At 45.6% G+C, this 206-nt stretch carries 1 pseudogene; it reads left to right on the top strand.

What is annotated here, in order from left to right:
* A pseudogene (locus tag NE671_RS16135) lies at positions 1–206 on the top strand (glycoside hydrolase family 2 TIM barrel-domain containing protein); the annotation flags it as partial.

Raw genomic sequence — 206 nt, 5'->3', positions numbered from 1 at the left:
GTCATTATCCGGATGCATCTCCGATCTAACGTCTCTGTGATGAATATGGTATTTACATGATCGCAGAAAACAATCTGGTATCTGACGGAACCTGGGATATAGCAGAATTTACCGGAGATCTCACGGATATCGTTCCGCACAACAAACCGGAATGGCTGGGCATGATGCTGGAGCGTGTAAATTCCATGTATCAGCGTGACAAGAAC

The organism is Blautia sp. DFI.9.10 (assembly GCF_024461705.1).
GTDB classification, from domain to species: Bacteria; Bacillota; Clostridia; order Lachnospirales; family Lachnospiraceae; genus Blautia_A; species Blautia_A fusiformis.
The sequence above is the reverse complement of the archived record's forward strand: the minus strand, read 5'-3'. Positions and strand labels throughout refer to the sequence as shown.